The sequence below is a fragment of the Humibacter sp. genome (genome assembly GCF_051954055.1).
GTDB lineage: Bacteria > Actinomycetota > Actinomycetes > Actinomycetales > Microbacteriaceae > Humibacter.
In genome coordinates, this window is the sequence record NZ_JBQCIE010000053.1 from 1 (window position 1) to 25,297 (window position 25,297).

The following is a 25,297-nucleotide window of genomic DNA, read 5'->3' on the forward strand; positions in this document are numbered from 1 at the left end:
CCGGGCTTCGGCTTCCCGGATCACCCGCAACAGCAGATCGAACGGGAGATCCGCGGCCCGTTCGGCCAGGATCCGCTCCATGCCGTCGACGGCACCGGCATCCGCACGCGGCGCGACTCGGCGCAGCATCCCGGTGATCGCTCCCGCCGCGTCCACACTGATCGCTCCGTGCGCCAACGCTTCCGCCACGTGCGGGTGGGCCGGCGGCATCGACTCCCCGGTGAGCGCCCGCCGCGGAGCGGTGTCGGTGCCCACCGCGATCAACTTCGCCGCCTCGGACGCCCGCCCACCGGTGGACGCAGCAACGAGATGCGCGGGATTCAGAAAGCCCCGCTTCTTCGCTAGACCCTCTCGACCCAACTCAGCGGGAGAACGCTTCGCGATCTCTGCCGCGGTCCGAGCCAGCAGCGCCTGAGCGTCCCGAGCAAGCTGCGCGACAGCATCCGTCAGCGCCACCAGTCCGCCATCCGACATCGACTCCACCGCCAACGCCTCATCTGTGGGCACCGCACCGGCGCCGATCGCGGGGGTTGCGCATCCGAGCGCTTCAGACCAGGCAGCGCGCGCCGCGTCGAGATCCCTCGACAACTGCAGGAGTGGCTTGGTCATGACCCAAGTCTCCCAGTCGCCACCGACATTCGTACGAGAACGCTGGCCGATGTGGATAACTCACTATCGAAGATATGTGTGAGTACCGCTTCCCACCGTCCAGCCCGAACTAGCCGGCGGTCCTCCCGTAGTCGGCCGACACCACGATCGGCAGGTGGTCCGAGTCGCCGCGCGGCAGGGTCTCCACGGTGCGCACATCCAGCCCGGCCGAGGTCACGAAGTCGAAGTGACCCTTGAAGAACTTGTAGCGGGTGTACGTCTTGCGGTCGCTGAGCGACATGTCGTAACCGGATGCCTTCACGCGCTCTCCGAGCGACTGCGTGAAGAACGGGTAGTTGTAGTCGCCGACCATGAGCGTCGGGGCGCCGTGCCCGAGCCGCAGCAGCTCGGCGTGCGCCGCATGGATCTGCGTGCGGCGCAGGGAGTTCAGTGCCGTCAGGGGAGCCGCGTGGAACGACGCGACGACGACCTCGTTGCCGGTCGCGGCATCCTCGAGCAGTGTCCCGACGAGACGTTCGTGCGCCGGGGCGAGCACCCGATCGTGCAGCGACTTCTTCAGCTCGTACGTGTCGGTCTCGCGCAGGTGAAACCGGTCCTCGCGGTAGTAGACGGCGAGGCCGAGCCGGTTGCGCTTCGTGGAGTCCGCGAGCACCAACGTGCCGACCTCGTTCGGAAGCACCGTGGTGTCGGCCTCCTGCAGGCACATCACGTCCACCGCGGTGGATGCCGCGAGGTCGATGAGCTCGCCCGTCGCGCGATTCTTACGGAGGTTGTAGCTCAGTACTCGTATCAGGGCGATCACTTCTTTTATTGCTGCGGCCGGTGACGCGATGATACCCGGGCGGCGTGAGCACCGTGTGAACGGATGCCGTCCTCGGCCGTCGCAACACCTGGCCGCGGGCCGGCGCTCACGCGTCGTCGACCCAGTCGAAGGTCTTCGTGACCGCCTTCTTCCAGGTGCGGTACAGGCGCTCGACGTCGTCGCGATCGGAGGTCGGCTCCCACCGCGCACCCTCCTGCCAGTTCGCGCGGAGCTCGTCGCGGTCCTTCCAGAAGCCGACAGCGAGTCCGGCGGCATACGCGGCGCCCAGGGCCGTGGTCTCCGCGACCGTCGGACGCACGACCGGGATGCCCAGAACATCCGCCTGGAACTGCATGAGCAGCTCGTTGGCGGTCATACCGCCGTCCACCTTGAGCTCGTTCAGCGGAGTGCCCGTGTCCTGCTCAACCGCCTCGAGCACATCGCGCGTCTGGTACGCGGTCGACTCCAGCGCGGCCCTTGCCAGGTGCGCTTTGTTCACGAAGCGGGTGAGTCCGACGATCGCGCCGCGGGCATCCGGCCGCCAGTACGGGGCGAAGAGCCCGGAGAACGCGGGCACGATGTACGCCCCTCCGTTGTCGTCGACGGATGCCGCCAACTTCTCCACCTGCTTGGCATCGCTGATGATGCCTAGGTTGTCGCGCAGCCACTGCACGAGGGATCCGGTGACGGCGATCGACCCCTCCAGTGCGTACCGCGGCGCCTCGTCGCCGAGGCGGTAGGCGAGCGTGGTGATGAGCCCGTTGCGGCTGTGCACGATCTCCTCGCCGGTACCCACGATGACGAAATTGCCCGTGCCGTACGTGTTCTTCGACTCACCCGCCTCGAACGCCGCCTGGCCGAACGTGGCGGCCTGTTGGTCGCCGAGGATGCCCGCGACCGGCGCCTCCCGCAGCAGGCTGTGCGACTCCGCCTCGCCGTACACCTCGCTGGACGACCGGATCTGCGGCAGCATCGACCGCGGCACGCCGAACGCGTCGAGGATGTCGTCACGCCAGTCGAGCGTCTTCAGATCCATGAAGAGCGTGCGGGAGGCGTTCGTGACATCCGTCGCGTGAACGCCGCCGTGCTTGCCGCCGGTGAGGTTCCACAGCACCCAGGTGTCGGTGGTGCCGAACAGCAGGTCGCCACGTTCGGCCCGCTCGCGTGCGCCGTCGACGTTCTCCAGGATCCACGCGATCTTCGTCCCCGCGAAGTAGGTGGCCAGGGGCAGGCCGACCGCATCCTTGAACCGCTCGGTGCCGCCATCCGTGGCGAGCCGGTCGACGATCGGCTGCGTGCGGGTGTCTTGCCAGACGATGGCGTTGTAGACCGGCTTGCCCGTGTTCTTGTCCCACACGACAGCGGTCTCGCGCTGGTTCGTGATGCCCACCGCGGCCAACTCGTGCCGCGTGATGTTCGCCTTGCCGAGGGCCACGCCGACAACCTCGCGGGTGTTGCGCCAGATCTCCATCGGGTCGTGCTCGACCCACCCGGCGTGCGGGAAGATCTGCCGGTGCTCGAGCTGGCCGACCGCGACCACGCTCCCAGCGTGATCGAACACGATGGCCCGAGTGCTCGTCGTTCCCTGATCGATGGCGAGGATATGCGTCGGCATTCTCTTGAGGCTAACGGCCTTCTCGTTGGTTGAGCCCTTCCGCCGGTTGAGCTTCTCGAAACCCACCTCGAATTGCCTCTTTACGAGGAAACTTCAGGAGCGTAGCGTTGAACGCACGTTTTTCCGACCGGTGGATGGATGCCTCGGTCGGGTGAAGACGCCGGCGTTCGGCGGATGGCGCGCACAGCCCCGCCGGCGCCGTGCGCTGTCTGGGGAGTGCGCTACCGTCGGTTGACCCGTCATCCCAACCCGACGAAAGACCCGCATGCCTCTCGACGCCCGCTCGCGGCCACGCTCTGTGCGTCGAATCCTCGCGGCGGTATGCATCGCGGCCACAGGCATCCTTCTCGCCGAGTGCGGCGCGAACGCCTCCGCCTTCTCTGGCACGGACGCCGGCTCCGCAACATCGACCGGTCCCGGTACCGGAACGGCCCTCGCCGTGCTGGCGACCATCCCGGTCAAGGGCAAGGCGCCACGCACCGGATACGACCGCGTCGGCGACTTCGGCGAGGCGTGGAAAGACGTGGATCACAACCACTGCGACACCCGCGACGACGTGCTCGCACGCGATCTCGCGGATGTCGCCAAGCGCGGCACCTGCACCGTCGAGTCAGGTGTGCTGAACGATCCGTACACCGGCAAGACCATCCACTTCGTGCGCGGTGTGCAGACATCCGTTCTCGTGCAGATCGACCACGTCGTGCCGCTGTCGAACGCGTGGCAGACCGGCGCGCAGCAGCTGACGCAGCAGCAGCGCGAGACGCTCGCGAACGATCCGCTCAACCTGCTGGCCGTCGACGGGCCGACCAATGAGAGCAAGGGTGACGGGGATGCCGCCACTTGGCTGCCGCCGAACCGCGGCTTCTGGTGCGACTACGCAGCGCGGCAGGTCTCGGTGAAGGCGGCGTACCACCTCTGGGTCGCGCCGGCCGAGCACGACGCGCTCGCGCGAATCCTCAGTGGATGCCCCGCGCAGGCGGTGCTGGCCTCGACGCTGGCGCCCTCGGTCGGGCTCGGGTGACCCTCAACCCTCCTGCAGTTCGGCGGCGATCCGCTCCACGTGCCGCGCTCGCGTCTCGGCCCGCTTCGCCAGGGCGAGCTTCGTGAGTGCGCCGCGTCGCACGCCGGGCGTGAGGGCATCCCACGCGTCGCGCAGCCGGCGCTCGTCCAGCGCAGCGGCGAGATCGTCAGGCACGATGAGGGCCTCGGGGCCATCGAGGATGGTCCAGGTACCGTCGGACTTGGCGATCTCGACCTGCCGGCGGCCGGCATCCGTCATTCGACCCTCGGACTCGAGTCGGGCGACACGGCGCTTGTTGCTGCCTGACCACGGCGAGCCGGGACGCCTTGGCGAGTACCACATGGCCGAGCGCTCCTCGTCGAGCGTCTTCGCCTGACTGTCGATCCAGCCGAAGGCGAGCGCCTCGACGACCGCCTCCTCGTAGCTCATGGCAGGGCGGCCCGTGACCGATCGCCAGAAGACCAGCCAGACACCGCTGGATGCGTCATGGTTCTGCAGGAGCCATTCGCGCCACTCGGCGGCCGTCTCGGGGTGCACCAGTTCGGCGTCGTCGCGGGGCATTCCACCACCTTATGTGGCGGGTGGGGAGGTGAACTGGTTTCGACGGGCTCAACCAGCGGCTGCGGCGAGCGCGGCGTCCACCGTCTCGTCTCGGAACCGGAAGCCGTCGTTCAGGAGCGCGGCCGGGAGCATTCGCTGGCTGCTGAGCATCAGTTCCTGGGCGGCATCCTGCAGCGCGAGACGCAGCGCGAATGCGGGAGCGGGCATCCCGTACGGACGATGCATCCGTCGCGCCAGGGTGCGCATGAACTCCGCTTCGGTCGCCGGATTCGGTCCGGCGAGATTCACCGGCCCACTCAAGCCCGAACCGATGACGTGGTCGATCGCGGCGACCTCGTCGTGCAGACTGATCCACGGCCACCACTGCCGCCCGCTGCCGATCGGGCCGGCCAGGCCGGCGCGCGCGAGCAGGCGCAGCGGCGGCATCGCGCCCGACCGGCCGACCACGAGACCGGTGCGCACGAAGGCGACGCGCGTCGCATCGGATGCCCGCCTCGCCTCCGCCTCCCAGGCATCCACCACGGCGGAGAGGAAGCCGTAGCCGCGCGGCGAGCTCTCGGTCAGGTCCTCGTCGCCGCGGTCTCCGTAGAACCCCACGGCGGACGCACTGACGAAAACGGACGGCGTCCTCTCCGCCGCGTGGATCGCGTCGACGATCGTGCGCGTGACATCCAGCCGCGACTCGAGGATGACCTTCTTATATGCAGTCGTCCACGGCAGCCGGCTGGTGGGCGCTCCCGACAGGCTCACGACCGCGTCCGCGCCGTTCAGCACAGCGGCATCCAGGATGCCCGCCGCCGGCTCCCACTGCACCTCGTCCGCGCCGCGTGCCGGCCTCCGCACCAGCCGCACGACCTTGTCACCGGATGCCCGCAGCCGCTGCGCCAGCGCACCTCCGATCATCCCGGAGGCCCCGGCGATCACGATGCGGCGTCGGCCGCGAGAGTCGGTCTCACTCACCCACCTAAACTAGATGTTCTCCCGCTCCGCCAGCCGTGAAAGGCACATCCATGCCCGATCAGAATGCGCTCGACGCCGTCATCGCCCTCGCCCGCCACCGCGGGTTCGTCTTCCAGTCGGGCGAGATCTACGGCGGATCGCGGTCGGCGTGGGACTACGGCCCCCTCGGCGTCGAGCTGAAGGAGAACATCAAGCGGCAGTGGTGGCAGACCATGATCACCAGCCGCGACGATGTGGTCGGCCTCGACTCCAGCGTGATCCTGCCGAAGCAGGTGTGGGTGGCATCCGGTCACGTCGGCGTCTTCAACGACCCGCTCGTGGAGTGCCTGCACTGCCACAAGCGCTTCCGCGAGGACCACCTGATCGAGGCGTTCGAGGCGAAGAAGGGTCGTGCGCCGGAGAACGGCATGGGCGACATCGTGTGCCCGAACTGCGGCACCCGCGGCCAGTGGACACCGCCGCGCGACTTCAACATGATGCTGGAGACCTACCTGGGTCCCGTGAAGGATGAGTCGGGTCTGCAGTACCTGCGCCCCGAGACCGCGCAGGGCATCTTCGTGAACTTCGCGAACATCGTGCAGGCATCTCGCATGAAGCCGCCGTTCGGCATCGGCCAGATCGGCAAGAGCTTCCGCAACGAGATCACGCCGGGCAACTTCATCTTCCGCACGCGCGAGTTCGAGCAGATGGAGCTCGAGTACTTCGTCGAACCGGGCGACGACGAGAAGTGGTTCGACTACTGGATCGACAACGCCTGGAACTGGTACACGGACCTCGGAATCGACCCGATGAACCTGCGGCGGTACGAGCATCCGAAGGACAAGCTCTCGCACTACTCGAAGCGCACGATCGACATCGAGTACCGGTTCGGCTTCACCGGCGGCGACTGGGGCGAGCTGATGGGCGTGGCCAATCGCACCGACTTCGACCTCTCCACCCACACCGAGCACTCCGGCAAAGACCTCTCGTTCTTCGACCAGGGCCGCAACGAGCGCTATCTGCCGTACGTGATCGAGCCGGCGTTCGGCCTCACCCGCTCGCTGATGGCGTTCCTGGTGGATGCCTACCACCAGGAGGAGGCGCCGAACGCGAAGGGCGGCACCGACACTCGCACCGTCCTGAAGCTCGACCCGCGCCTCTCGCCGGTCAAGGCGGCCGTGCTCCCGCTGTCGCGCAACGAGAACCTCTCGCCGCTGGCACGCAAGCTCGCCTCCGATCTGCGCCGCCACCGTAACGTCGAGTTCGACGACTCCGGCGCGATCGGCCGCCGCTATCGCCGACAGGACGAGATCGGCACGCCGTACTGCGTGACCGTCGACTTCGACTCGCTCGACGATAACGCGGTCACCGTGCGCGACCGCGACTCGATGGGCCAGGAGCGCATCCCGATCGAGGGACTGGATGCCTACCTCACGGAGCATCTGAGGGAGCGGTGACGGGCATCCAGGAAGCCCTTACCGAATCCTGACATCCGCGGTGGGTGCGGTGAACGTGGTCGGTGTTGCCTGACAGCGTGACGAACACACCAGCTGACATCCCGCCGACCGATCCACAGCGAGAACCGCAGAGCGGACCCCCGCGCCGGAACTGGCGCATCCCGCTGATCGTCGCGGTCGCCGTGGTCGGCGGGCTCGCCATCGCGGGTGCCTCGTCGGCGACGACGCTCGCGATCAGCTCGGCGTCGGCGTCGCATCCGCTGACGACGCAGGATGCGGCATCCGTCAACACCGCGGGCTTTCCGACCGGTGGCAAGAACCCCGGCATCTTCACGGACCGCTGTGCGATGACGAAGGAGGAGCCGGACGACCCGATCATGATGCCCGGCATGACCGGGGCATCCATGCAGCACGACTTCTTCGGCTTCACGCAGCCCACCGCTTCGACGGTGACCTCCGACCTCGTCGGCAAGCCCACGTCGTGCACGACCACCGCCGACTCGTCCGCCTACTGGCTGCCCGTGCTGTACCAGAACGGCAAGGCGCTGAAGCCCTCGACCGCGCTGATCTATTGGCGTGCGCCGGCGGCATCCGCGAAGCGCGTGCAGGCCATGCCGCAGGGCATGACGATGATCGCCGGCGACGAGAAGGCGACGACGCCGCAGAGCGACAAGATCATCGACTGGACGTGCACGCAGGGCAAGAACGAGAAGGCACCCGCCCGATCGGATGCTCCGCACGACTGCACCGCTGGGCACTACCTGCGCCTCGTGGTCACGTTCCCGAACTGCTGGGACGGCCACAGCCTCAACGGCAAGGGCCAGCAGAACGTGGTCTACGCGGCCGCGAACGGAACCTGCCCGTCGTCGCATCCGGTGCAGATCCCGCAGATCGTGTTCCACGTGTCGTACCCGACGCGCAGCGGCAGCGGCATCACGCTCTCGATCGGCCCGAACAATCAAGGGCCGGCCACCACCGGCCACGCCGACTTCATGAACGGATGGACGCAGCAACGCATGAACGCCGACACCGCAGCATGCATCGACACGCAGACCCGCTGCGGACCCGTCACCGGGCCGGATGCCACACCGCAGGGCGGCAAGGCGGAGCCGGCGAAGCAGCCTGCGAAGGCGCGCAAGAATCACATGATGCACATGGGCACGGCGACGCCGACCCCGATGCCGACCATGTAGGCGCTCACCTGCGCGGGTCGACGTGCACCTTCGGGCCGGGGCCACCGGACGGATGCTCACCGGCCAGCACCGCCTCGACGTGATCCAGGCTCACCGTCGCGGCGACCAGCGGGCGGGCATCCACGGTCCCCGATGCGAACTCGGCGATCGCGGCATCCAATCCAGGTGACGCGCTCAGGATGCCGGTGGCCGTCACATCCTTCAGCAGCAGCGTGCGCGTGTCGATCGTGCTCGGCGTCGACGCGATGCCGATGAACACCACGCGGCCGCCCGGCTGCATGAGGTCGACGGCGCGGGTCGCGGTGGAGGCATCCGTCGCCGCGTCGATCACGGCGTCGAATGGTGTCTCGGGTACTGCGTCCCATCCGAGCCAGGTCGTGAAGCCCAGCGAGCGGGCGAAGTCGACGGATGTCTGCGACACCCCGACCAGCTCGACCTCGGCGCCCGCGGCGCGCACGAACAGCGCGGCGAGCAGCCCGATCGTGCCGGGGCCGACCACGAGCATGCGTTCCGCCTGCCGGCCGGAGCCGAGCGAGAGCGCCGCTTGCGCGGCCCGAAGCGCGTTGCCTGCCGGCTCGACCAGAGCGCCGAGCACATCGTCCACCGTGTCGGGCAGCGCGTGCAGCGAGGTCGCAGGCACCGAGATCCGCTCGGCCAGCGCGCCCGCCCGTCCGCGACGGATGCCCACCTCCTCGCGGTCAGCGCACACATGCTGGCGTCCACTGCGGCACAGGCGGCAGTGGCCGCAGCCGAGCATGGTGTCGCCGGTCACTCGGCGGCCCAGCCACGAAGCATCCGCTCCAGGTCCGAGCTCGGTGACCACACCCATCCACTCGTGACCGATGCGCACCGGATACCGCGCGTTGCCATCGTGCAGGTACGCCATGTGGCCGGTGTAGAACTCGACGTCGGTGCCGCAGACACCGGCGCGGCGCACGTCGACGACGACCTCGCCGGGTGCAGGGACGGGCTCAGGCACATCGGCCACCTCGGCTCTGCCGGGCCCCGTGATCACGAACGCGCGCACAGCTGCCTCCGTCTCCGCCGCAACGAGGATGTCGCCTCGAGCCTAGGGGCGGGCGAGGCGTAAGCGGCGGGCATCCCGCACTACTGCGCCAGGCCGATGCCCAGGCCGACCGCGCTGGCAGTGCTGAGCACCGCACGCACGAGATTCCACGCGGCCCAACGCGCCTCGCCGAACCGGCGACGTACGGAGCCGGCGTCCACCGCGGGTGACGCGGCGGCGATCTTGAGCGCGTTGTTGACCGGCAGGTGCACGGCGACCGTGATGATCACGGATGCCACGGTGCCGGCGAGCGCGCCGGTCGCCCATGCGCCACCCGCCTCGCCCCACGAGGCGAGGGCGGCGAGCGCGCACAGCACCGGTGCCCCGAAGAAGATGACCAGGAGGAACCACGGGTTGACGATCGCGCGGTCGAGCGCGGCGAACGCCGTGACGAACGTGCGGTCGTCCACGCGGCGCAGACCAGGCATCACCGCGAAGGCGTAGAGCTGGAACACACCGGCGAGCAGCCCGGTCGAGACCGTGGCGGCGACGAACGCGGTAGTGGTGAGAATGTCCTGCATGCGTCGACGGTAGCGGAGGGCGACGACGTCGAGCGGGTCGCCGGCGAGCGGGTCGCCCGGCGACCGAGTCGCCCGGCGAGAATGATCGGGTGACGGAGACGATGCGCGCGGTCGTGTACAACGAGGTGGGCAGACGGCCAGGCATCCGTGAGGTCGCCGTTCCGGACTGCCCGCCCGGCGGCGCTCTCGTGCGCGTCGAGGCGACCGGCGTCTGCCGTTCCGATTGGCACGCCTGGCGCGGCCACGACCCGGTGCCGCTGCCGATGATCCCCGGCCACGAGTTCGCCGGGGTCGTGGCGGAGGTGGGGCCCCAGGTGGTCGGGTTCGTTCCCGGCGACCGCGTCACCGCTCCCTTCGTCAACGGCTGCGGGCACTGCGAGTGGTGCCTGCGCGGCGACGCTCAGGTCTGCCCGAACCAGACGCAGCCCGGGTTCACGCGAGCCGGATCCTTCGCCGAGTACGTGGTCGTCACCGCCGCCGACACCAACCTCGTCGCGCTACCGGATGCCGTCAGCACGGATGCCGCTGCCTCCCTCGGCTGCCGCTTCGCGACCGCGTTCCGCGCGCTGACCTCGGTCGCCCGCGTGCGACCGGGCGATGAGGTGGCCGTCTTCGGCTGCGGCGGCGTCGGCCTCTCCGCCGTGATGATCGCGACGGCGCTCGGCGCCACGGTGACGGCGGTCGACGTGTCGGATGCCGCGCTCGAGCGGGCCCGCGAGCTCGGCGCGACTCACAACATCCGTCCCGCCGGCGGCGGCGCACTCGAGCAATCGGTCATCCTGGCCACGAACGGCGGAGCCCACGTTATCGACGCTCTCGGCTCCGCAAGCACCGCGGCATCCGCCGTGCGAAGCCTCCGCCGCCGCGGCACGCACGTGCAGGTCGGCCTGATGCTCGGCGACAATGCCACCGCGCCCCTGCCGTGGGACCGCGTCATCGCCTGGGAACTCACGGTCGCAGGGTCGCACGGCATGAGCGCGCGCGACTATCCGCAGATGCTCGGGATGATCGCGGACGGACGCCTCGACCCCGCACGCCTCATCGGTTCGACCACCGATCTCGGCGGGGCCATCGACGCGCTCGTCGCGATGGATGCGCCCCAGCCGGCGAGCCCCGGGATTACGATCGCGCGCCCGTGAGGCGACGGCCCGAGCAGTCCGCCCTGTCGTCGCGGATTCGCGAATGAACCCCAATCGAGTGTAGACAGCCCGTTTCAGGCGAGCGTAGACTCCCGACTGTTTTCACGGCAGGGGGCTTGGTGAAGATGGACGGCGTCGGGGGCCGCTTCTCCTCGACACTCAAAATCGCTCTCGGAGCGTTGGGTGTCACGGGAGGCTTGCTGCTGCTCGCGCTCGCCTTCGGCGCGCATTCGGCATCGGCCGAGACCCCTAACACTCCGGGCGCTCAGCCGGGAGCGTCAACGTCCGCGACGCCGGGCCTTCTCGGCGCGGTCGGGTCCACGCTGGGTGCCGTGACGGCGCCCGTGACGAACACCGTCGCCTCCGTTCCTTCGTTGACGTCCGCGGCTGTCGCCCCCGTGGTCGAGACCGTGACCACCGCCGTTCCAGCTCCCGCGCAGCAGGTGGTTCAGCCCGTCGCGCAGGCCGTGAAATCGGCCTCATCCGTCTCCGTCTCGGGCGTCCTCACGCCCGTCACCAACGCTGTGGACGGTGTGGTCTCGGCCGTCCCCGTGGCCGGCGTCACGCTCCATTCGACGCTCGGGACCCTCTCCAGCGTGACGACCCCGCTCGTCGGCACCGTGGACGGCGTGATCTCCACCGTCGGGGCGACGACCACCTCGGTGACGACCGGACCTGCGGCAGGCACCGTTCCCGGGCCCGCTGCGGCGGAGTTCGCGTCGAGTGCTTTGTCCGATAGCACGCACCCTTCCGGCAAGACCGCGGCGAGCGATGCGGTGACCGTGTCGCGCGCATCCACGCTGTCCGGCGACGGTGCGCTCGGCCTCACCGATCTGGTGGGCACTACTTCCGGCTCCGATCCGTCGGCTCCTTCGTCGCCGCTTCCCGCGGCACCGAACGCACCTCCCGGTGCCACGGGTCAGCCCTCGACTCTGCGCGGCGCCGGTGGCTCTCCCGGTGGCACCGCACTCTCCGGCGTGCTCGGCCTGAGCCGCCCGACGCTGCTCGCTTCGCGCTCCGCTGCGAATACAGGCGACGACGACATCCCGTCGACGCCGACGTACGACACCGACACCTCCCCCGACTGATCTCGGTCGAGCCGTCCTGCCTTGACGGGCGTCGACTGCGCTGACGCGCGCTCGACACTGGCGACGGATGTTCGGGCATCCGCTCTCCGAACCACTCACGGTGGCGCATCCACTCTCCCGCTTCGGGTTGCGGGCACGGATGCGCTTGCGACGGCAGACGCAGCTCGCCAGCGCCTCGCTGCGAGCGAAACGATCGGTCGTTCATTCAGATCAAGGGGAATGTCATGAAGAAATGCTTGTCGAGAGGGTTGCTGTTTGCAGCCGTGCTCGGCGGAGTCTCACTGGCGGGGGTGGGTGCGGCGAATGCCGCCGAACCCTCGGCGAGCGGCACGGACGGAAGTGGTTCCGGCAGTGCGCCCGACACGTTCAGCGGGCCGTCGTCGCTCGTCGGCGGTCTGCTCGGAGGCGTCGACCACGTATTGACCGGGGTCATCAACTCTGTCGCGCCCGTGGTCGTCTCGAATCCGAGCCCATCGGCCCCGCCGGCACCCGCACCTGCGGCACCGGCAGCACCGACGGTTCTGGCACCGGCGCCGACCGACACAGCTCCGAGCGGTTCGGAGCCGGCACCGGCAGCACCGCCCGCCGGTACGCAGTCGGATGCCTCGACATCCGGCTCAGTCACCGTCACGACGAACCGCACGCCGGCGCCGGCACCTTCGCCCACCGCCACGGGATCCGCGACGGTCGGCGCCACGACCTCGGCACCTCCCGCCGCGGCGGCCATCTCGGGCGCCGTCGGCGGCGCACTGGGAGCGCCGACGGGTGGAACGATCGGTGAGGCCATCGAGGCGGTCGGCGCAACGAGCCGACGCATCACAGGCTCGTCGGACAACGCGATCAGCAACCCCGTCGGCGTCGTTCCGAACGTCGGTGGAACGCTCGGCGGCGTGACGAACTCGCTGCCGTACCTCGAGAACACCACCGACGCACTCGGCAGCCGGCTGACGGGTGTCAGCGCGGGCATTCCCGGCGCGGCGGACCCTGTGGGCGGCATCCCGGATGTCGGTAGCACCGTGAGCGGTTTGCTCGGCGAGGTCACCGACGTGCTCTCCGACACCGCCGATTCGGGTTCGGGCACGGGAGTGACTCCCGGAGGCAACAACGCGGGCGTCGTTCCCGGCGGGCTGAACGGCACGCCATCCGGTCTGGAACTCCCGGTTCCGGGCGTCGGCAGCGTTCGCGCCGGCGTGACGCCGAACGGTGGCGTCTCGGTCGGCAAGAACCTCGATGTCGCGGGGGTGAAGGATGTCTGGGATCTGTCGGCTGGACCGGCGGGCGCCTCGACGGCGGACCGCATCGGCACCGACAAGCTCAACGTCTATGTGAAGGGTGAGCTGCCGACCGATGGGACGAGCCCGTCGGCGGAGGTCACGCTCCCCGCACTCGGCACCCTCAGTGGCAGCGGGACGCTTCCCGGCGGACCGCTTCCGGGCTCCGGGCCGAACCCTGGTGGCGGTGACTCCGATGTGATCCCCGGTGGTCTGAACGGCACACCCTCCGGTGTGACCGTCCCGATCCCGGGCATCGGGTCCGTTCGCGCTGGAGTGACGCCGAACGGTGGCATCTCAGTCGGAAAGAACCTCGACATCGCCGGCGTCAAGGACCTGTGGGACCTGTCTGCAGGACCCGCCGGCATCTCCACCGCAGACCGCATCGGCACAGACGCCACAAACGTCTACGTGAACGGTGCGATCCCCACCGACGGGACCAGCCCCTCCGTAGAGGTCGCGCTTCCCGGACTCGACAACCTCGGCGGCACCGTCCCCGGAACCGGATCCACTCCCAGCGGTTCGGGTCCGCTGGGCTCGATTCCGGTCATCGGCCCGATCCTGGAAGGCATCACCGGGTCGCTCCCGGGTTCCGGGTCGAATCCTGGTGGTGACTCGGGTGTGGTTCCTGGTGGTCTGAACGGCACACCTTCCGGTGTGGCCGTCCCGATCCCGGGCATCGGCTCGGTTCGCGCAGGCACGACGCCGAACGGTGGCGTCTCGGTCGGGAAGAACCTCGACGTCGCAGGCGTCAAGGACCTGTGGGACCTGTCTGCAGGACCCGCCGGCATCTCCACCGCAGACCGCATCGGCACAGACAACACCAACGTCTACGTGAACGGTGCGATCCCCACCGACGGAACCAGCCCCTCCGCAGAGATCACCCTTCCCGGACTCGGCAGCCTCGGCGGAACCCTCCCTGGCTCCGGATCGAACCCCGGTTCTGGGTCAAACCCCGGCGGAACCGGCCTGCTCGGTTCTCTTCCCGTGGTCGGCCCCATCCTGGACGGTCTCACCGACTCACTCCCGGGCGGCACCCTTCCCGGTTCCGGTTCGAACCCCGGTGGTGGCGACTCGGGTGTGGTCCCCGGTGGTCTGAACGGCACACCTTCCGGTGTGACGATCCCGATCCCCGGCATCGGCACGGTCCGCGTCGGCATGACGCCGAACGGTGGCGTCTCGGCCGGCAAGAACCTGGACATCGCAGGCGTGAAGGATGTCTGGGACCTCTCCGCAGGACCTGCTGGCGTCTCCACCGCCGACCGCATCGGCACAGACAACACCAACGTCTACGTGAACGGTGCAGTCCCGACCGATGGAACCAGCCCGTCCGCGGAGGTCACGCTTCCCGGACTCGGCAACCTCGGAGCCTCGCTCCCCGGTTCGGGAAGCAACCCTGGCGGCTCGAACCCCGGTGGAACGAACCCCGGCGGCACCGACCTCCTCGGTTCACTTCCGGTGGTCGGTTCTATCTGGGATTCGTTGACCGGCGGGCTTCCGTCGGGAGGCAGCACTGGCAGCGGGTCGAGCCCGATCGGCTCGCTCCCCGTGGTCGGACCGATCCTGGGCGGCCTCACCGGGTCACTCCCAGGCGGCGCCCTTCCCGGTTCTGGATCGAACCCCGGTAGCGGCGACTCGGGTGTGCTCCCCGGTGGTCTGAACGGCACGCCCTCCGGTGTGACGATCCCGATCCCGGGCATCGGCACGGTTCGCGCCGGAACGACGCCGAACGGTGGCATCTCGGTCGGCAAGAACCTGGATGTCGCCGGCGTGAAGGATGTCTGGGACCTCTCCGCAGGACCCGCCGGCATCTCCACCGCAGACCGCATCGGCACCGACAACACGAACGTCTACGTGAACGGTGCAATCCCCACCGACCGAACCAGCCCCTCCGCGGAGGTCACCCTCCCCGGACTCGGCAACCTCGGCGGCTCACTCCCCGGAACCGGATCAAACCCCGGTACGGGATCCAACCCCGGCGGCACCAACCCCGGCGGAAACGACCTGCTCGGCTCCATCCCGGTCGTCGGCCCGATCCTGGACGGACTCACCGGGTCGCTCCCAGGCACCGGCACCCTGCCGGGCTCCGGATCCAACCCCGGCGGAACGAACCCTGGAGGTTCCGACCCCCTCGGCTCCATCCCCGTGGTCGGCCCGATCCTGGACGGACTCACCAGGTCCCTCCCAGGCACCGGGTCCAACCCCGGATCGGGATCCAACCCCGGTAGCGGGTCCAACCCGGGTTCTGGATCCAACCCCGGCGGAACCGACTTGCTCGGCTCCATCCCCGTGATCGGCCCGATCCTGGGCGGACTCACCGGGTCTGTTCCTGGAACCGGGTCCAACCCTGGAGGAACGAACCCCGGAGGAACCGACCTCCTCGGCTCCATCCCGGTCGTCGGCCCGATCCTGGACGGACTCACCGGGTCGCTCCCGGGCACCGGCACCCTGCCGCGCTCCGGATCGAACCCCGGCGGAACCGACCTGCTCGGCTCCATCCCCGCGGTCGGCCCCATCCTGGACGGACTGGCGAGGCTGCTCCCAGGCACCGGCACCCTGCCTGGTTCCGGGTCCAACCCGGGTTCCGGGTCCAACCCCGGCGGGACGAACCCTGGCGGAACCGACTTGCTCGGCTCCATCCCGGTCGTCGGCCCGGTCCTGGACGGACTGGCGGGGTCGCTCCCGGGCACCGGCACCAACCCCGGCTCTGGGTCCAACCCTGGAGGAACGAACTCCGGAGGAACCGACCCGCTCGGCTCCATCCCGGTCGTCGGCCCGATCCTGGACGGACTCACCGGTTCGCTCCCGGGCACCGGCACCCTGCCGGGCTCCGGATCGAACCCCGGCTCCGGATCCACCACCGGCGGGACGAACCCAGGAGGTTCCGGCCTCCTCGGCTCCATCCCGGTCGCCGGCCCGATCCTGGACGGCACATCGGGAACTGGCGGCACATCGGGAACGGGAGGAACCTCCGGTGACAGCACCGGACTCGCCTCCCTCCCGGTCGTCCGGAGGACGTTCGCCTCCATCGTCCACCCCGTGGCCAAGACCGCGGACGACGCGGCCGGCATGGTGCTCGGTGCGAACGGCGCCGACCCCGTGTCGGGCGTGGTCGGGAGCGTTGTCAGCGTTCCGGTCTCGCTGGTCGACGGGCTGCTCGGCACTGTGACCGGCGGCTCGCCCTCCACCGGAACTGGCGGCACGACAGGCGGTTCCACAGGTGGCACCAGCGGCTCCGGCAGCACCGGCGGCACCTCCACGTCGGTGACCACCACGGTGGGCGCCGCGGCACCGGCATCCGACGTCGCCGCAGGGGCGCGATTCGGGGCCGACGCCAGCGGATCCGGCGCCGGCCCGTCCGTGAACACTGGCGGTGAGCTGGTCGAGAACGGCAGCTGGAGAGCCGTGGGCATGGCGGCACTCGCCCTGCTGGCGGCCCTGGCCGCCGCGTTCGGCCTGCGTCGCAAGCCACGTGCCGAAGGGTCAGCGACACGTTGATCCGTTCACGAAGGATGATGGGGACCGCGGCGCTCATCGCGGCCACTGTCATCCTCGCCGCCGGGGCGGCCGGAGTCATCGCGACTCGGGCCGTCCCCGCGAGCGGGCCCGTCGATCTCAAGGGCAATGTCGTTCACCTGGACCCGGGCGACACTCCGTCGCCGCAGATCCTGCAACGCATGCACGCTGTCACCAACACGGGATCCCGTTTCGTCGTTCCCTCCGTCGGCCTGGATGTGCCGCTCGGCTCCCTCGACGTCGTCGACGACGAGATCACGCCGCCCGGCTTCACCTCCGCTTACCGCGTCGACAATCTCGGCGTTCCGCTCTCCCGCGCGGCGCAAGGCACGGTCTTCGTCGTGATGCACTCCCTGCGGGGCGGCGGCGTCGGCCCCGGGAACTACCTCATCGACGTGGATGCCGGCACCTCCCGCGTGCACCCGGGCGCGATCATCCGTGTCGGTGATCTCACCTACACGGTCACCGGATCGCAAACGCTCAGAAAGTCCGCAGTCCCCGACAAGTCGTCACTCTGGGCGAACACCCCGGGGCGCCTCGTCGTCTTCACCTGCCTGCAGGTGCCGGCGCAGACCGAGTCTGTGGACAACCTGGTCGTCTTCGCGAGGCTCGAGGTCGGGGCGAAGTGAGTGAGGAGGGGATGCGACCGGAGATCGAGCTACAAGGTAAGGGAGAAGCTGGAGCGCCTGTGTGCGGAAACGAAGCGGTGCTTCGTTTCCGGCGAGGGGGGAGTTGTCCCTACGGCTCCCCCAACCGCCGCTTCGCGGCGCTCGGGGCCCCTCGCCGTGGGGGCCCACCCCCAAGTGCGGCTTCGCGTCCGCCCCTCGCGTGCGAAATGAGAGAGACCCCGGTTTCCCGGGGTCTCTCTCATTTCGTGCGCGAGGGGGGAGTTGAACCCCCACGCCCTCACGGGCACACGGACCTGAACCGTGCGCGTCTGCCTATTCCGCCACTCGCGCCGATCGTCGGCACTTGCGTGCCAACCCAGCGAGGTTAGCATGCACCGTCGACCGATGCCATTTGACCGCCCAGGCCCAGCATTCGAGGATTCCAGCCGAGATTGTCGTCATGGCTCGATCAAACGGCATCCGGGGACGGGCATTTCCCGTGCGACGCCGAATCGGGGACCCGAAGTGCCGCTCCGAGCAGAAATGGCGACAACGAGCGTCCACTATTTCCGGCCGACGCCGGGGCACGCATCGAACGCAGCATCCCGAGCACCGAACGTCGCCTCACCACACGCCGAACCCCAGGCGCACCGCGGCAGTGCCCGGGGCCCTTCACACGGTCTGCGGCTAACATGCACATAGTCGTCGGGCAGATCGGGAGACCTGTGGGCATTCTGGACAGTTTCGAGAAGGGCCTCGAACGCGCCGTCAATGGCGCGTTCGCGAAGACCTTCCGGTCCGGCGTGCAACCCGTCGAGCTCACGAGCGCCCTGCGCCGCGAGCTCGACACCAAGGCGGCGGTCGTCACGCGCGATCGCATCCTCGCGCCGAACGACTTCACGCTGAGCCTCGCCCCCGGCGACTACAAGCGCATGAGGGCGATGGGCCCAGCGCTCACCGACGAGTTGACCGACTTCGTGCAGCAGCACGCCCGCAAGCAGCACTACCAGTTCGCCGGCGGCATCTCGATCACCATGCAGCCGGACGAGTCGCTGTCCACGGGCATCCTGCTGGTGGAGTCGCACAACGTGAAGGGCGACGTCGCCTGGGTGCCCGTGCTCGACATCGCCGGCAAGCGCTACCCGCTGAGGAAGGGCCGCACCGTCGTGGGCCGCGGCCGCGAGGCCGACATCACGGTGGATGACAGCGGCACGTCCCGCAAGCACATCGAGATCGCGTGGGACGGCTCGCACGCCCAGGTGCGCGACCTCGGCTCGACGAACGGATCGCAGCTGAACGGCCAGCCGGTCAAGAAGGCCGTGCTCGAGCCCGACTCGGTCATCACCATCGGCCGCACGCGCATCGTGTTCCGTGTGCTGCCGCAGGCATCCGCTCGCCGTCCGGCAGCCGCCGAGCCCGACGACGTGACCCGCCGGAACGACATCGACGGGTTCTGGCAGCGATGACCGTCAGCACCCTCACCCTCTTGGTGCTGCGCATCGGGTTCCTCCTGCTGCTGTGGCTCTTCGTGTTCGCCATCGTCTACGCCCTGCGCAGCGACCTGTTCGGTCAGCGCGTGCGCAAACTGCAGTCGGATGCCCCACCCACGCCGTTCGCGAACGTCGCCTCCGCGCCGGCATCAGCCCCGACCCCTGTGGCGGGTGTTTCTTCGGGCAGCATCGCGACGCCCGATCACCCGCTCGCCGGCCTGGCACGCCCGATCACCGGGCCGGTCGAGCAGCAGCGACCAGCAAGCGGGAACGATGCACCGACCGGCGCGTTCACCGGTCGCACGAGCTTTCCGAATCGCCCCATGGCTACGGTGCTCACCGCCAACAAGCTCGTCATCACGTCGGGCCCGCGCCGAGGCACCGAGGTACCGCTCGGCAACGAACCGATCACCATCGGCCGCTCCGGCGAGTCGGGGCTGGTCATTCGCGACGACTACACGTCCACGCATCACGCCCGCTTGATGCTGTGGAACAACGAGTGGATGATCCAAGACCTGGACTCCACGAACGGCACATTCCTCGACGGTCAGCGCGTGACCGTTCCGACGCAGGTTCCCCTCGACGCTCCCATCAAGATCGGCACGACGACGTTCGAGCTGCGGCGGTAGCGCGTGGTGACCTCGATCAGGGCCGCTGCGGCGTCGCATGTGGGAAAGGTGCGCTCGAACAACCAGGACTCCGGTTATGCCGGAGCCTCGCTTTTCCTGGTGGCGGACGGCATGGGCGGCCACGCCGGCGGCGATGTGGCATCCGCGATCGCGACCAACCGCATCAAGGAGATCGACCACGACTATCCGACCGCCGAGGATGCCCAGGTGGCGCTGCAGTCCGCGTTGCTGGCGGCGAACGGGCTGCTCGCCGAGACCGTGTTCGAGCATCCGGAGCTCACCGGCATGGGCACCACGGTCAGCGCGCTCATCCGCGTCGACGGCAAGGTCGCCCTCGCCCACATCGGCGACTCCCGCATCTATCTGTTCCGCGACGGCGAGCTGAAGCAGGTCACGACAGACCACACCTTTGTGCAGCGACTCGTCGACACGGGGCGCATCACCGAGGAGGAGGCGCTCACCCACCCGCGCAGGTCCGTTCTCATGCGCGTGCTCGGCGACGTCGATTCCTCTCCGGAGATCGACACCTGGACGCTCGAGACCATGCCAGGCGACCGCTGGCTGATCTGCTCGGACGGCTTGAGCGGCGTGGTCAAGCAGGAGGCCATCCAGAACGTGCTCACGCACGTCGACTCCCCGAAGACCGCCGCGGACCGCCTGGTGCGTGCGAGTCTGGATGCCGGCGCTCCCGACAACGTCACCGTCGTCATCGTCGACATCGACCGCGCGATCGACGGCGTGCGCGAACCGGTCACCGTCGGATCGGCATCCGCGCCGGTGCAGTTCCAGCAGGAGGCGACCACGCACACCCGCGCGCTGCGCCTTCCCGCGCTGCGCCTGCATCCGCCCCGGCCGGCGACCGGTCCGACGCACTTCGAACCGCAGACCGACGACTATCTCGACGAACTGATCGAAGAGGATCAGCGCAGGGTGCGCCGCCGCAGGCTCACCTGGCTGCTCAGCGCCATCCTGCTGGTCGTCGCCATCGTGCTCGCCGGCATCCTCGGCTACGAGTGGACCCAGTCCCGCTACTTCGTGGGCGAGTCCCAGGGCAAGGTCGCCATCTTCCAGGGCGTGCAGCAGAACCTCGGACCCATCGCGCTCTCGCACGTGCACACCGAGACCGACATCCTGGTCGACGGCCTGAGCGCGTACGAGAAACAGCAGGTCGAAGACACCATCAACGCGTCGTCGCTCGGCGACGCCCAGCGCATTGTGAGACAGCTTTCCGATGACAGCTCCGGCTAGCCAGGCGGCGTCCGCCGCCCGCTCCGGCGCCACCACTGCGCCGGTGCGGCGCATCCGCCTGCCCAAGAAGCTGCGCAATCTGGAGCTCGGGCTGCTCATCTTCGCGTGCGCCATCAACGCCGTCGCCATCGCACTCGTCGAGCTCGGCGCGCTCGGACACCTCGACTTCACGCTCATCTACCTGGGCGCAGGGCTCTCGGCGCTCGTAGTCGCGATGCACGTGGTCATGCGCTACCTGGCGCAGGATGCCGACCCCTTCATCCTTCCGATCTCCACCCTTCTCAACGGGGTGGGCATCGCCGAGATCTACCGCATCGACATCGCCAGGGGCGACTCCGGCTGGGAGTCGGCCGCCGTTCGTCAGATCGTGTGGACGGCGATCGCCGTGGTCTGCGCGATCGCCGTCATCATCCTCATCCGCAACCACCGCGTGCTTCAGCGCTACACCTACGTGTTCGGGTTCGGCGCCCTGGTTCTGCTCATCCTGCCGATGCTTCCGCTCATCGGTCGCCAGGTGAACGGTGCACGGGTGTGGATCGGCATCGGTCCGTTCAGCTTCCAGCCGGGCGAGATCGCGAAGATCGCCCTCGCGGTCTTCTTCGCAGGCTACCTCGTCCAGGCGCGCGACTCCCTGTCGATGGTGGGCAAGAAGGTGCTCGGCGTGCGATTCCCGCGGCTGCGCGACCTCGGCCCGATCCTCGTGCTGTGGGGCGTGTCGATGGCGGTGATCGTCTTCCAGCACGACCTCGGCACCGGCCTTCTCTACTTCGGTCTGTTCCTCGTGATGATCTACGTCGCCACCGCGAGGGTGGGCTGGGTCGTCATCGGGCTCGTGCTGTTCGTGGGCGGCGCGTTCATCGCCAGCCGAATCCTCGACTACGTGCAGGGCCGATTCCAGAACTGGCTCGAGCCGTTCAACGACCACGTCTACAACGCCACCGGCGGCAGTTACCAGCTGGTGCAGGGCATCTTCGGCCTCGCGCACGGCGGCCTACTCGGCACCGGACTCGGTCAGGGACGGCCGAACATCACCCCACTGGCCGAGAGCGACTACATCATCGCCAGCCTGGGCGAGGAGCTGGGCCTCATCGGCATCTTCGCGATCCTCTGCCTCTACCTCCTGTTCGTCTCGCGCGGCTTCCGCGTCGGGTTCGCCAGCCAGGACGACTTCGGCAAGCTCCTCGCCGTCGGCCTCGCCTTCACCATGGCGCTTCAGGTGTTCATCGTGATCGGCGGCATCACCCGGGTCATCCCGCTCACCGGGCTCACCACTCCGTTCCTCGCCGCGGGTGGGTCATCCCTGGTGGCGAACTGGATCATCGCCGCTCTGCTGCTTCGCCTCTCTGACACCGTCCGCAACCAACCAAGGCTGGTGGTGTAGCGAAGTGAACAAGGAGATCAAGCGCGTCAGCATCGTGGTGCTGTGCATGTTCCTGGCGTTGTTCGTGTCGACGTCCGTCATCCAGGTCGGCGCGGCCGACAGCCTCAATGCGGATGCCCGCAACACCCGAACCCTCGACGACAGTTACAACGTACAGCGGGGTTCGATCCTCGTGGCGGGCCAGCCGGTCGCGCAGTCCGTGCCGAGCAACGACTCCTACAACTACCAGCGCCAGTACCCGCAGGGACCGCTGTACTCCTCGGTCACCGGCTTCTTCCCGATCAGCGGAGCACCGACCGGCGTCGAAGGCGCCATGAACAGCGAGCTGAGCGGCACGTCGAACGACGACTTCTTCGACCAACTGCAGAACCTGGTGACCGGCAAGCATCCGCAGGGCAACTCCGTCGAGCTCACGATCGACCCGGTCGCGCAGAAGGCGGCATACGACGCGCTCGGCTCGCAGCAGGGCGCCGTGGTGCTGCTTCAGCCGAAGACCGGACGCATCCTGGCCATGGTGTCCAAGCCCGACTTCGACCCCAACACTCTCGCGGTGCACAACGTCAAGCAGGTGGATGCCACGTATCAGCAGCTCCTCGATGCCGCGGGCGAGCCGCTCATCAACAAGTCGATCAACGAGCTGAACCCGCCTGGGTCGACGTTCAAGCCGGTCGTGCTGTCGGCGGCGCTGGAGAGCGGCGACTACACGCTCGACTCGCAGATGCCCAACCCGTCGAGTCTGACCCTGCCCGGCACGAACACCAAGATCTACAACGACACGTTCAGCACGTGCGGGCCCGGCGACACGGTGTCGCTGGAGACGGCACTCATCCTCTCCTGCAACATCCCGTACGCCGAGCTCGCCATGAAGCTGGGATCGGATGCCATCAAGGCGCAGGCGGAGAAGTACGGCTTCAACCAGAGCTTCACGGTGCCCATGCGCACCTCGCCCAGCCAGTACCCCGGCTACGACAGCCTCGCCGACACGGCGATGAGCGGGTTCGGGCAGAAGGACGACAGGGCGACGGCGTTGCAGATGGCGATGAACTCGGCGGCGATCTCCACCGGCGGGGTGGTGATGAAGCCCAGCCTCATCGAGTCGGTGCTCACCCCGGATCTTCAGGCGCGGCAGTCGTTCAAGGCCACCCAATTCGGCCGGGCGACGAGCAAGAACACGGCCGACGACATCGCTCAGACCATGGTCAAGGACGTCTCAGTCGGCGTCGCGAGCAATGCAAGAATAGACGGGGTCAAGGTCGGCGGTAAGACCGGTACCGCACAGAACGGCCCTAAAGACCCCTACACCCTGTGGTTCACCGGGTTCGCTCCTGCGAACGATCCTCAGTTCGCCGTTGCGGTCGTGGTCGACAATGGTGGCGGACTAGGTCAGAGCGGGGACGGAAACTCCGTCGCGGCTCCGATCGCGAAGAAGGTACTTGAGGCGGTGCTTGGCAAATGAGACCCACGGCAGGGCTCACGTTCGGCGGACGATACGAACTCCAGTCGCGGATCGCAGTCGGCGGCATGGGCGAGGTGTGGCAGGCCACCGACCTCGTCATCGGCCGCCAGGTCGCCATCAAGATCCTCAAGGATGAGTACCTCGGCGATCCGACGTTCCTCGAGCGCTTCCGCTCGGAGGCCAGGCACGCGGCGCTGGTCAACCACGAGGGCATCGCCAACGTCTTCGACTACGGCGAGGAAGACGGCAGCGCGTACCTCGTGATGGAGCTCGTGCCGGGCGAGGCCCTGTCGAGCATCCTGGAGCGCGAGCACACGCTCTCCACCGACAAGGTGCTCGACATCGTGGCGCAGACGGCCGCCGCGCTGCACGCCGCCCACGCGGCCGGTCTGGTGCACCGCGACATCAAGCCGGGCAACCTGCTCATCACGCCGGATGGCCGCGTCAAGATCACCGACTTCGGCATCGCCCGCATCGCCGACCAGGTGCCGCTCACCGCGACCGGTCAGGTGATGGGCACCGTGCAGTACCTGTCGCCGGAGCAGGCATCCGGACATCCCGCCTCGCCGACCACCGACATCTACTCGCTCGGCATCGTCGCGTACGAGTGCCTGGCCGGCCGTCGCCCGTTCACCGGCGAGTCGCAGGTGGCGATCGCGATGGCGCAGATCAACGAGCAGCCGCCGCCTCTGCCGGTCACGGTCAGCGAGCCGGTGCGCAACCTGGTGTACGCGTGCATCGCGAAGAATCCGGCCGAGCGGCCCTCGTCGGCGGCCCATCTCGCGCGCGCGGCGACCGCGCTGCGTCGCGGGGACATCCAGGCCGCCGCGGCAGCCGTGCCGGCCGTGCTCGGCGACGAAACCGATACCACCCGGTTCAACACGCTTCTCCTCCCGGGCGGCGCTGCTGCCGCCGCCGCGGCAGGTGACACGCAGGCGACCACGCTGCTCTCGTCAACCGAGGCCGACGAAGCACCCGCGGAGACCAAGAAGAAACGCAGCCCGTGGACGTGGCCGCTGATCGCACTCATCGCGCTGCTGGCGATCATCCTCATCGCGACGCTCATCGCACTGCTCACGCAGAACCACGGCAATCCGGCTCCGTCGACCACGACCGCGCACTCGGCGCCGCCCACCTCGCACACGCCGACGCCCACGCCGACGAAGACGCAGGCGACGGCCGGCACCATCAACCGGAACGACTATCTCGGCAAGCCGTACGACCAGGCGGTCGCTGCGCTGAACGCGGCGGGCTTCCAGAACATCACGAAGAACGTGGGAACCGCGGCACCGTCCAGCGACAAGGTCAACACGGTCTACGACATCAATCCCACTGGAACCGTGCCGTTCTCCAGCACCATCACGCTCACCATCTACGACAACGTGACGCCACCTTCGGCGCCGACGGACACTGTCACGCTGGTCGGCGGCAAGGCAACCGTCGGCCAGCCCGCGACGTTCAACTTCGGGTCTGCTCAGTGCCCCGCGGGTCAGACCCTGACGGGCCGTCAGCTCTATGTCGACGGTGCAGGGGTCGGACCGACCACGAGCAGTCAGCAGCAGTACACGTTCGGCGACACGAAGCCGCACAACGTCACGTACACGATCTTCTGCGGGCAGTCGGTCGAGTCGGCGCAGTCGCCGCCGCTGCAGGTCACGGCTACCAGCAGCACTCCGGCGCCATGATC

20 protein-coding genes and 1 tRNA gene are annotated in these 25,297 nt (G+C 68.7%); 13 read left to right on the plus strand and 8 right to left on the minus strand.

Translation table 11 applies throughout. The features are described 5' to 3' along the window. From ACTHNC_RS06725 to glpK, 3 genes are all read right to left on the minus strand, one after another. A partial coding sequence (locus ACTHNC_RS06725; RefSeq protein ID WP_440293825.1) for a DUF222 domain-containing protein occupies positions 1–609 on the minus strand: 609 nt, incomplete at its 3' end. Positions 610–718: 109 nt separating this feature from the next. Then, positions 719–1,399: an endonuclease/exonuclease/phosphatase family protein gene (locus ACTHNC_RS06730; RefSeq protein WP_440293858.1), complete on the minus strand. Its 681-nt coding sequence runs from the start codon at positions 1,397–1,399 to the stop codon at positions 719–721. A 118-nt stretch (positions 1,400–1,517) separates the two neighbouring features. Beyond that, positions 1,518–3,026, minus strand: a complete 1,509-nt coding sequence (glpK, locus tag ACTHNC_RS06735; RefSeq protein ID WP_440293826.1) for a glycerol kinase GlpK — start codon at positions 3,024–3,026, stop codon at positions 1,518–1,520. A 265-nt stretch (positions 3,027–3,291) separates the two neighbouring features. On the opposite strand from glpK, the gene ACTHNC_RS06740 reads away from it, so the two are divergent. Next, a complete protein-coding gene (locus ACTHNC_RS06740) occupies positions 3,292–4,047 on the plus strand; it encodes an HNH endonuclease family protein (protein WP_440293827.1) in 756 nt (251 codons plus the stop codon). A gap of 3 nt (positions 4,048–4,050) precedes the next feature. Here the strand turns inward: ACTHNC_RS06740 and ACTHNC_RS06745 are convergent, their stop codons facing one another. Continuing rightward, complete coding sequence (locus ACTHNC_RS06745; protein ID WP_440293828.1) at positions 4,051–4,608, minus strand: YdeI/OmpD-associated family protein; 558 nt, start codon at positions 4,606–4,608, stop codon at positions 4,051–4,053. Between the two features lie 48 nt (positions 4,609–4,656). Then, complete coding sequence (locus ACTHNC_RS06750; protein WP_440293829.1) at positions 4,657–5,568, minus strand: TIGR01777 family oxidoreductase; 912 nt, start codon at positions 5,566–5,568, stop codon at positions 4,657–4,659. A gap of 50 nt (positions 5,569–5,618) precedes the next feature. Here ACTHNC_RS06750 and ACTHNC_RS06755 point away from each other — a divergent pair, with 50 nt between their 5' ends. Both ACTHNC_RS06755 and ACTHNC_RS06760 read left to right on the plus strand, forming a co-directional pair. Then, entirely contained in the window at positions 5,619–7,004 is a 1,386-nt protein-coding gene (locus ACTHNC_RS06755) for a glycine--tRNA ligase (protein ID WP_440293830.1), read from the plus strand. Positions 7,005–7,081: 77 nt separating this feature from the next. Beyond that, positions 7,082–8,197 (plus strand): DUF1996 domain-containing protein, encoded by a 1,116-nt coding sequence (locus ACTHNC_RS06760; protein WP_440293831.1) that lies wholly within the window; start codon positions 7,082–7,084, stop codon positions 8,195–8,197. 4 nt (positions 8,198–8,201) lie between these two features. Here the strand turns inward: ACTHNC_RS06760 and ACTHNC_RS06765 are convergent, their stop codons facing one another. Continuing rightward, entirely contained in the window at positions 8,202–9,176 is a 975-nt protein-coding gene (locus ACTHNC_RS06765) for a zinc-dependent alcohol dehydrogenase (RefSeq protein WP_440293832.1), read from the minus strand. Positions 9,177–9,304: 128 nt separating this feature from the next. Then, complete coding sequence (locus ACTHNC_RS06770; protein ID WP_440293833.1) at positions 9,305–9,784, minus strand: anthrone oxygenase family protein; 480 nt, start codon at positions 9,782–9,784, stop codon at positions 9,305–9,307. A gap of 89 nt (positions 9,785–9,873) precedes the next feature. Between ACTHNC_RS06770 and ACTHNC_RS06775 the strand changes: the two genes are divergently transcribed. The 4 genes from ACTHNC_RS06775 to ACTHNC_RS06790 all read left to right on the plus strand — a co-directional run bounded on the left by ACTHNC_RS06775 (position 9,874) and on the right by ACTHNC_RS06790 (position 17,427). Beyond that, positions 9,874–10,923: a zinc-dependent alcohol dehydrogenase family protein gene (locus ACTHNC_RS06775; RefSeq protein WP_440293834.1), complete on the plus strand. Its 1,050-nt coding sequence runs from the start codon at positions 9,874–9,876 to the stop codon at positions 10,921–10,923. A 125-nt stretch (positions 10,924–11,048) separates the two neighbouring features. Beyond that, positions 11,049–12,011, plus strand: coding sequence for a hypothetical protein (locus ACTHNC_RS06780; protein ID WP_440293835.1), 963 nt, complete (start codon positions 11,049–11,051; stop codon positions 12,009–12,011). 224 nt (positions 12,012–12,235) lie between these two features. Then, positions 12,236–16,780, plus strand: a complete 4,545-nt coding sequence (locus tag ACTHNC_RS06785; protein ID WP_440293836.1) for a beta strand repeat-containing protein — start codon at positions 12,236–12,238, stop codon at positions 16,778–16,780. A 17-nt stretch (positions 16,781–16,797) separates the two neighbouring features. Continuing rightward, the gene (locus ACTHNC_RS06790) at positions 16,798–17,427 is read left to right on the plus strand and encodes a class F sortase (RefSeq protein ID WP_440293837.1); all 630 of its coding nucleotides are present in this window, start codon (positions 16,798–16,800) and stop codon (positions 17,425–17,427) included. A 246-nt stretch (positions 17,428–17,673) separates the two neighbouring features. Here the strand turns inward: ACTHNC_RS06790 and ACTHNC_RS06795 are convergent. Further along, a tRNA-Leu gene (locus ACTHNC_RS06795) sits at positions 17,674–17,757 on the minus strand. Positions 17,758–18,131: 374 nt separating this feature from the next. On the opposite strand from ACTHNC_RS06795, the gene ACTHNC_RS06800 reads away from it, so the two are divergent. From ACTHNC_RS06800 to ACTHNC_RS06825, 6 genes are read left to right on the plus strand one after another with little or no spacing between them, the layout of a single operon-like run. Further along, the gene (locus tag ACTHNC_RS06800; protein WP_440293838.1) at positions 18,132–18,872 is read left to right on the plus strand and encodes an FhaA domain-containing protein; all 741 of its coding nucleotides are present in this window, start codon (positions 18,132–18,134) and stop codon (positions 18,870–18,872) included. Beyond that, positions 18,869–19,525 carry an FHA domain-containing protein FhaB/FipA gene (locus ACTHNC_RS06805; RefSeq protein WP_440293839.1) on the plus strand — a complete coding sequence of 219 codons (657 nt, stop codon included), beginning with the start codon at positions 18,869–18,871 and terminating at the stop codon, positions 19,523–19,525. Before ACTHNC_RS06800 ends, ACTHNC_RS06805 begins: the two co-directional genes overlap by 4 nt. A 3-nt stretch (positions 19,526–19,528) precedes the next feature. Further along, positions 19,529–20,773 (plus strand): Stp1/IreP family PP2C-type Ser/Thr phosphatase, encoded by a 1,245-nt coding sequence (locus ACTHNC_RS06810; RefSeq protein WP_440293840.1) that lies wholly within the window; start codon positions 19,529–19,531, stop codon positions 20,771–20,773. Next, positions 20,757–22,154: an FtsW/RodA/SpoVE family cell cycle protein gene (locus tag ACTHNC_RS06815; protein WP_440293841.1), complete on the plus strand. Its 1,398-nt coding sequence runs from the start codon at positions 20,757–20,759 to the stop codon at positions 22,152–22,154. Before ACTHNC_RS06810 ends, ACTHNC_RS06815 begins: the two co-directional genes overlap by 17 nt. Before the next feature lie 4 nt (positions 22,155–22,158). Next, positions 22,159–23,610, plus strand: a complete 1,452-nt coding sequence (locus ACTHNC_RS06820) for a peptidoglycan D,D-transpeptidase FtsI family protein (RefSeq protein ID WP_440293842.1) — start codon at positions 22,159–22,161, stop codon at positions 23,608–23,610. Continuing rightward, entirely contained in the window at positions 23,607–25,295 is a 1,689-nt protein-coding gene (locus ACTHNC_RS06825) for a serine/threonine protein kinase (protein ID WP_440293843.1), read from the plus strand. Before ACTHNC_RS06820 ends, ACTHNC_RS06825 begins: the two co-directional genes overlap by 4 nt. The last annotated feature ends 2 nt before the right edge of the window (positions 25,296–25,297 follow it).

Bases quoted from the DNA above. Each gene is read 5' to 3' on its own strand.
- glpK (WP_440293826.1), bottom strand. From the start codon at position 3,026: ATGCCGACGCATATCCTCGCCATCGATCAGGGAACGACGAGCACTCGG.
- ACTHNC_RS06740 (WP_440293827.1), top strand. From the start codon at position 3,292: ATGCCTCTCGACGCCCGCTCGCGGCCACGCTCTGTGCGTCGAATCCTC.
- ACTHNC_RS06745 (WP_440293828.1), bottom strand. From the start codon at position 4,608: ATGCCCCGCGACGACGCCGAACTGGTGCACCCCGAGACGGCCGCCGAG.
- ACTHNC_RS06755 (WP_440293830.1), top strand. From the start codon at position 5,619: ATGCCCGATCAGAATGCGCTCGACGCCGTCATCGCCCTCGCCCGCCAC.
- ACTHNC_RS06770 (WP_440293833.1), bottom strand. From the start codon at position 9,784: ATGCAGGACATTCTCACCACTACCGCGTTCGTCGCCGCCACGGTCTCG.
- ACTHNC_RS06780 (WP_440293835.1), top strand. From the start codon at position 11,049: ATGGACGGCGTCGGGGGCCGCTTCTCCTCGACACTCAAAATCGCTCTC.
- ACTHNC_RS06785 (WP_440293836.1), top strand. From the start codon at position 12,236: ATGAAGAAATGCTTGTCGAGAGGGTTGCTGTTTGCAGCCGTGCTCGGC.
- ACTHNC_RS06790 (WP_440293837.1), top strand. From the start codon at position 16,798: ATGGGGACCGCGGCGCTCATCGCGGCCACTGTCATCCTCGCCGCCGGG.
- ACTHNC_RS06805 (WP_440293839.1), top strand. From the start codon at position 18,869: ATGACCGTCAGCACCCTCACCCTCTTGGTGCTGCGCATCGGGTTCCTC.
- ACTHNC_RS06815 (WP_440293841.1), top strand. From the start codon at position 20,757: ATGACAGCTCCGGCTAGCCAGGCGGCGTCCGCCGCCCGCTCCGGCGCC.
- ACTHNC_RS06825 (WP_440293843.1), top strand. From the start codon at position 23,607: ATGAGACCCACGGCAGGGCTCACGTTCGGCGGACGATACGAACTCCAG.